Below are 6290 nucleotides of genomic sequence, written 5' to 3'. Positions count from 1 at the left end.
CAACACCTTCAAACAGTGGCGGGCCCTGGCAACCCGCTACGACAAACTCGCCCTCACCTACCGCGGCGGAGCAGTCCTCCGAGCAATCAGCATCTGGCTGACAGCTTTAGGAGACACGCCCTAGGCCACATAGTCACCGTGGGCACCCGCAATCCGGAAACGATGCTGGCCCGGGTTGAGGCCGACGCCATGGGCGCCCCGCCCTTCGCCGCCTGGGCCGAACAACACCCCGCCATCAAAGTCACCAGCTTCGCCGACGCCGCCGTGGGGGCGGAACTCGTTGTTAACGCCACCAATGGCGGTGCATCCCTGGACGTGCTGCATCAGGCCGCGGCGGAGAATCTCGACGGCAAGATCATCCTCGACATCGCCAACCCGCTCGACTTCAGCAACGGCATGCCCCCAACCCTGTTCGTCAAGGACACCGACTCGCTGGGGGAGCAGATCCAGCGTGCATTCCCCGGGGCCCGCGTGGTGAAGACGCTCAACACCATGAACGCAGACCTGATGGCCAGGCCCGGACAGTTGTCCGATCCGGGGTCGGTGTTCGTTTCCGGCAACGATGCAGAGGCCAAGGCCGTGGTCGCCGGGCTCTTGGAGGACTTTGGCCACCGGGATGTCATCGACCTGGGGGACATCACCACCGCCCGTGGGACCGAAATGCTCCTGCCGGTCTGGCTCCGCCTCTGGGGTGCACTCGGAACGCCAGCGTTCAACTTCAAAATCGTGCGCTGATCAGATACCGGGGAAGTACCGGCGTGGTACCCAACTTCCGGCGGCCGGGCATAATGGAGGCCATGCGACGGACTGTATGGGGGATGCTCGCCGCCCTCTTCCTTGTCGCCGGCACGGGCTGCACGGTGACCACCAAGGATCCGTCGTACGTTCCGCCGGCTCCGCTCCCACCCATGGAGCAGCTGGAAAAGGCGCCCCTGGCCGACGCGAAAACGTTCTCCAGCGGCACGGACGTTCTCTCTTTCATTAACGCGGACCGGACCATCGCCTGTTCGCTCACGTCCGGCCGCGGGGAACACGTGAACCTGCCCTACGAGCAGAACCGCTACAGCGACGCCGCGAACAACAAGCTGCCCATCATCCCGGTGGCCCACTGTGAGCTCGCCACCTACCAGGCGCCCCAACCCGGGGACATCAAGGACGACTGCGCCGGAACCCATCTTGGCTACCTGGGCGGCGTGGCCCTCCTGGCCCCGGACACCGCGCGCTATGGGGAATGCCGCTCCGGCGTCACATCCATGGAGGCGGCCTACGGACCAAAGGGGAGCAAGGCCGGTCCGCTGGCCCAACTGCCTGTCCTGGCCGACGGGCAGAACCTCGAACGCAACGGGCTGCGCTGTTCCGCCTATAACGGCGGGGTGGCGTGCGGAAACGTCTCCGCCGGCGCCGGGTTCTTCGTTTCCCCCGAACGTTACGAACTGATCCCCGGCCCCGCCAATGGCAGTCCGTCACCGCAGCCGGAGGGCTCAAAAACCGCGTAAATCCGCGGTTTTTCTACGCCCCATAGAATAGTGTGCTTACTCACATAAGCGGTAGTCTGGGACGGCCCGGTCCCTCCAAAGGACTAGAGTTCCCCATGGAGCATTACGCCGCGTGGCTCGTTTCCAGATAGGCCGCCGGTGCGCTGCAATCCGCAGCCCGGTCATCGTCTTCGATGGTGTCCGACTGTACAGAAACTACTTCGACGTAGAAGGACACTAAACCGTGGACCTGTTTGAATACCAGGCGCGCGATATGTTCGAGGCGCACGGTGTACCCGTGCTTGCCGGCATCGTGGCGTACACCCCAGAAGAAGCAAAGGCAGCTGCCGAGAAGATCGGCGGCGTAACCGTTGTCAAGGCACAGGTCAAGGTAGGCGGCCGCGGCAAGGCCGGCGGCGTCAAGGTCGCAAAGTCCGCTGATGAGGCGTTTGAGCACGCCACCAACATCCTGGGCATGGACATCAAGGGCCACACCGTCAACAAGGTGATGATTGCCCAGGGTGCGGACATCGCCGAGGAGTTCTACTTCTCCGTCCTGCTGGACCGGGCCAACCGCAACTACCTGGCCATGTGCTCGGTTGAAGGCGGTATGGAAATCGAACAGCTCGCCGTCGAACGTCCCGAAGCGCTGGCCAAGATCGCCATCGACCCCGCCGTGGGCATCGACCAGGCGAAGGCCGACGAGATCGTCGCAGCCGCCGGGTTCGCCGAGGAACTGCGTGGCAAGGTCGCCGCCGTGATCCTCAAGCTCTGGGATGTCTTCAAGAAGGAAGACGCCACCCTGGTGGAGGTCAACCCGCTGGTCAAGACCGGCGCCGGCGACATCGTGGCACTGGACGGCAAGGTCACCCTCGACGAGAACGCCGACTTCCGCCACGCCAAGCACGCGCAGCTCGAGGACAAGGATGCTGCAGACCCGCTTGAGGCCAAGGCAAAGGCGCAGGACCTCAACTACGTCAAGCTCGACGGCGAAGTGGGCATCATCGGTAACGGTGCAGGCCTGGTCATGTCAACCCTGGACGTGGTGGCCTACGCCGGCGAGAACCACGGCAACGTCAAGCCCGCCAACTTCCTGGACATCGGCGGCGGAGCCTCGGCCGAGGTCATGGCCGCAGGCCTGGACGTCATCCTGGGTGACGAGCAGGTCAAGTCCGTGTTCGTCAACGTCTTCGGCGGCATCACCGCGTGCGACGCTGTCGCCAAGGGCATCGTGGGTGCGCTGGCCGAACTGGGCCACACCGCCAACAAGCCGCTGGTGGTCCGCCTCGACGGCAACAACGTCGAGGAAGGCCGCCGCATCCTGAACGAGGCCAACCACCCGCTGGTTACCCTGGCCGCCACCATGGACGAGGGCGCCGACAAGGCCGCCGAGCTCGCCAACGCAGCGAAGTAAGGGACGCACCATGTCTATCTACCTCAACAAAGACTCCAAGGTCATCGTCCAGGGCATCACCGGCGGCGAAGGCACCAAGCACACCGCCCTGATGCTCAAGGCCGGCACTAACATCGTGGGCGGCGTCAACGCCCGCAAGGCCGGCACCACCGTCCTGCACGGCGACAACGAAATCAACGTTTATGGCACCGTCAAGGAAGCCATGGCGGAGACTGGCGCCGACGTCTCCATCGTCTTCGTGCCGCCGGCATTCACCAAGAACGCAGTGGTTGAAGCCATCGAGGCCGGCATCGGCCTGGTAGTGGTCATCACCGAGGGCGTGCCGGTCCAGGACTCGGCCGAATTCTGGGCCCTGGCCCAGTCCAAGGTGGACGCCGACGGCAAGCAGGTCACCCGCATCATCGGCCCGAACTGCCCCGGCATCATCACCCCCGGCGAAGCCCTGGTGGGCATCACCCCGGCCAACATCACCGGCAAGGGCCCCATCGGCCTCGTCTCCAAGTCCGGCACCCTGACCTACCAGATGATGTACGAACTGCGCGACCTGGGCTTCTCCACCGCCATCGGCATCGGCGGCGACCCCATCATCGGCACCACCCACATCGACGCCCTGGCCGCGTTCGAGGCTGACCCCGAGACCAAGGCCATCGTCATGATCGGTGAAATCGGCGGTGACGCCGAAGAGCGCGCAGCAGACTTCATCAAGGCCAACGTCACCAAGCCGGTTGTGGGGTACGTTGCCGGCTTCACCGCCCCCGAAGGCAAGACCATGGGCCACGCAGGCGCCATCGTCTCCGGCTCCGCCGGTACCGCCCAGGCCAAGAAGGAAGCCCTCGAGGCAGCCGGCGTGAAGGTCGGCAAGACCCCTTCCGAGACCGCCACACTGCTCCGCGAGGTCTACGCAGCCCTCTAGGGAGTACTGCAGAACGCGGGGTCGCTCCCGGCTCGTCCCATGCAGTGGGGACGGCCGCGGAGTGGCCCCGTGTTCGTTGTTTGACGCACGACGACGGTCCGGCGGCAGTTGCACAGGTCCGTCTAGTAATGTTTAGGGGAAGGAATTCGTGGCGCCCCGGGCGCGAAGGCAGGGGAAAAGGCGATGGCAGAAAAGCGACCCACGCTGGTCGACGCCGTCGTGGATAAGGTCCTCGAATACATCCTGAGCGGCCAGATCAAGGCCGACGACGCCCTGCCGCCGGAAGCGGATATTGCCAAGGAATCGGGGGTCAGCCGCCTCACCGCGCGTGAAGCGATGAAGGCCCTCAAGGCGCAGGACGTGGTGTATGTCAAGCGCGGCCTGGGCACCTTCGTCAATCCACCCGAGCGCTGGACGGGGCTGGATGCAATCATGCGGGCAGCGTCCAGGGGAGTGGCCTCGGACCAGGTGGCGCTGCGGCTGCTGGAGGTCCGCCGCATGGTGGAGACCGGAGCTGCCGAACTCGCGGCTTCCCGCCACCGGCCGGCCGACCTCGCCGCCCTGCAGGACAGCGTGGACCAAATGGAAGCGGCACATCAGGCCGGGGACGTGGACGCACTGACCCTGGCCGACATTGCTTTCCACGACACAGTCCTGCGTGCCTCCGGAAACCCCTTCGTGCCGGCCCTGCTGGGCCAGCTGTCCACCCTGCTCTACGCGATGCGGCGGGAGACCTCGGCCTTTCCCGACGTGCAGCGCCACGCCATCCACCACCACAAGATGGTCCTCGCAGCCATCGCCGCCGGCGATCCGGCCACTGCACGCTCCACGATGGATGCCCACATCACCCAGACCTTCGAGGACTACGAGCAATTCCTCGCCATGTCCAGCCGCAGCGCAGCTTCCGCCGGCTGAGGCGTGCGTCTGGCACTGCCCAAGACGGGCATTTGCCATGTACCAGCATGGGCTGTTCTGGACACACTGCATGTTGACGCCCCTCGACGCCTGTGACTAGAATCTCATCAAGACATCAGACATCTGATATCAATCCCCAAAATGCCGCCAGCCAAAGGAGTCTTTATGTGCGCGCATTCCCTTCGTGAGGGTCCCCGCATCACCGCAGGAGGCCCACGATGACCTCCCCTGCTACCGCTCCCGCACTCAGCGAACTGGGTGAGGTCACCCTCCGCAAAGTACGCCGGAGGCTCATGCCCCTGATCGTCCTTCTGTACTTCGTCGCCTACCTTGACCGGAACAATGTCGGCTTCGCCAAGCTCGGCATGCAAGGTGACATTGGCCTGACCGAGGCTGCCTACGGCCTGGGTGCCGGTATTTTCTTCCTGGGGTACGCGCTGCTGGAAATCCCAAGCAATGGCGGCATGTACCGGTTTGGTGCCCGCAAGTGGATCGCCCGCATCCTCATCAGTTGGGGCATTTTCGCCACCGCCATGTTCCTGGTGAACGGCGAAGCCAGCTTCTACATCATCCGTTTCCTGCTCGGGGCGGCGGAAGCGGGCTTCTTCCCGGCCATCCTCTTCTACCTGACCCTCTGGTTCCCGGCCGCCCAGCGCGTGACCGTGCTGGGCATTTTCATCCTCGCCCAGCCCATCTCCAACGCCCTTGGCGCCCCGGTCTCCGGCATGCTCCTGAACCTGGAGGGAGTTGCAGGCCTGCACGGCTGGCAGTGGCTCTACATCCTTGAAGGCATCCCCGCCATCATCCTCGGCATCATCACGCCCTTCGTCATGACGGACCGGCCGGAGCACGCCAAGTGGCTCAAGCCGGAAGAACGCGAATGGCTCTCCACCACCATGAGCGCGGAACTGGCCGACAAGAAGAAGGCCGGCAATCACAACTTCCTGGCCGGCCTCAAGGACCCCCGCACCATCGCCTACTCGGCGCTGTACTTCGGCCTGGTCTGCGGCATCTACGGCCTGGGACTCTGGCTGCCCACCATCGTCAAGGCGCTGGGCAAGTTCGACTCAACGCAGGTGGGGTTCATTGTCTTCATCCCATACGCCATCGCCGCCGTATTCGTCTACTTCTGGAGCAAGCGGTCGGACCGTACCGGCAACCCCGTCTGGCATGCCAGCGTCAGCATGGTGCTCGCCGCCGTCGGCCTCCTGGGTGCCGGCTTCCTGCTCCCCGTCAACGCCGTGCTCGCCATGGTCTTCCTGACACTTGCAGCAATGGGCATCTACTCCGCGATTGCACCATTCCTGGCCATGCCCTCCGCAGCCCTCACCGGTGCTGCGGCCGCAGCCGGGCTGGCCATGGTCAACTCGCTCGGCAACCTGGGCGGCTTCGTGGCTCCCTACATCGTGGGCATCCTCAAGGACGCCACCGGAAACAGCCAGACCGGCCTGGTCTTCCTGGCCGCCTGCCTTGCCGTGACCGCCATCGCCACCTACCTTTACGCACGCAAGCGGCCTGAAGGTGTCTCCGCCCCCGGTGCCACCATTCCTGCCGCCGAAACCCACTAGGAACC

The 6290-nt window shown here is 64.7% G+C and carries 6 protein-coding genes; all 6 read left to right on the top strand.

The features are described from left to right. Nucleotides 1–138 precede the first annotated feature (138 nt). The 6 genes from IEW19_RS12440 to IEW19_RS12415 all read left to right on the top strand — a co-directional run bounded on the left by IEW19_RS12440 (nucleotide 139) and on the right by IEW19_RS12415 (nucleotide 6285). Nucleotides 139–735 (top strand): NADPH-dependent F420 reductase, encoded by a 597-nt coding sequence (locus IEW19_RS12440; RefSeq protein WP_308419993.1) that lies wholly within the window; start codon nucleotides 139–141, stop codon nucleotides 733–735. 53 nt (nucleotides 736–788) lie between these two features. Further along, entirely contained in the window at nucleotides 789–1496 is a 708-nt protein-coding gene (locus IEW19_RS12435; RefSeq protein ID WP_229748458.1) for a hypothetical protein, read from the top strand. Between the two features lie 223 nt (nucleotides 1497–1719). Next, entirely contained in the window at nucleotides 1720–2889 is a 1170-nt protein-coding gene (sucC, locus tag IEW19_RS12430; RefSeq protein ID WP_188571932.1) for an ADP-forming succinate--CoA ligase subunit beta, read from the top strand. 10 nt (nucleotides 2890–2899) lie between these two features. Then, nucleotides 2900–3802, top strand: coding sequence for a succinate--CoA ligase subunit alpha (sucD, locus tag IEW19_RS12425; RefSeq protein ID WP_188571931.1), 903 nt, complete (start codon nucleotides 2900–2902; stop codon nucleotides 3800–3802). A gap of 183 nt (nucleotides 3803–3985) precedes the next feature. After that, nucleotides 3986–4717, top strand: coding sequence for a FadR/GntR family transcriptional regulator (locus IEW19_RS12420; RefSeq protein WP_188571930.1), 732 nt, complete (start codon nucleotides 3986–3988; stop codon nucleotides 4715–4717). A 218-nt stretch (nucleotides 4718–4935) separates the two neighbouring features. Then, nucleotides 4936–6285 (top strand): MFS transporter, encoded by a 1350-nt coding sequence (locus IEW19_RS12415; RefSeq protein ID WP_188571929.1) that lies wholly within the window; start codon nucleotides 4936–4938, stop codon nucleotides 6283–6285. Nucleotides 6286–6290 lie beyond the last annotated feature (5 nt).

This window comes from Arthrobacter liuii, assembly GCF_014639275.1.
GTDB lineage: Bacteria > Actinomycetota > Actinomycetes > Actinomycetales > Micrococcaceae > Arthrobacter > Arthrobacter liuii.
The sequence above is the reverse complement of the archived record's forward strand: the minus strand, read 5'-3'. Positions and strand labels throughout refer to the sequence as shown.

Bases quoted from the DNA above. Each gene is read 5' to 3' on its own strand.
- IEW19_RS12435 (WP_229748458.1), top strand. From the start codon at position 789: ATGGAGGCCATGCGACGGACTGTATGGGGGATGCTCGCCGCCCTCTTC.
- sucD (WP_188571931.1), top strand. From the start codon at position 2,900: ATGTCTATCTACCTCAACAAAGACTCCAAGGTCATCGTCCAGGGCATC.
- IEW19_RS12420 (WP_188571930.1), top strand. From the start codon at position 3,986: ATGGCAGAAAAGCGACCCACGCTGGTCGACGCCGTCGTGGATAAGGTC.
- IEW19_RS12415 (WP_188571929.1), top strand. From the start codon at position 4,936: ATGACCTCCCCTGCTACCGCTCCCGCACTCAGCGAACTGGGTGAGGTC.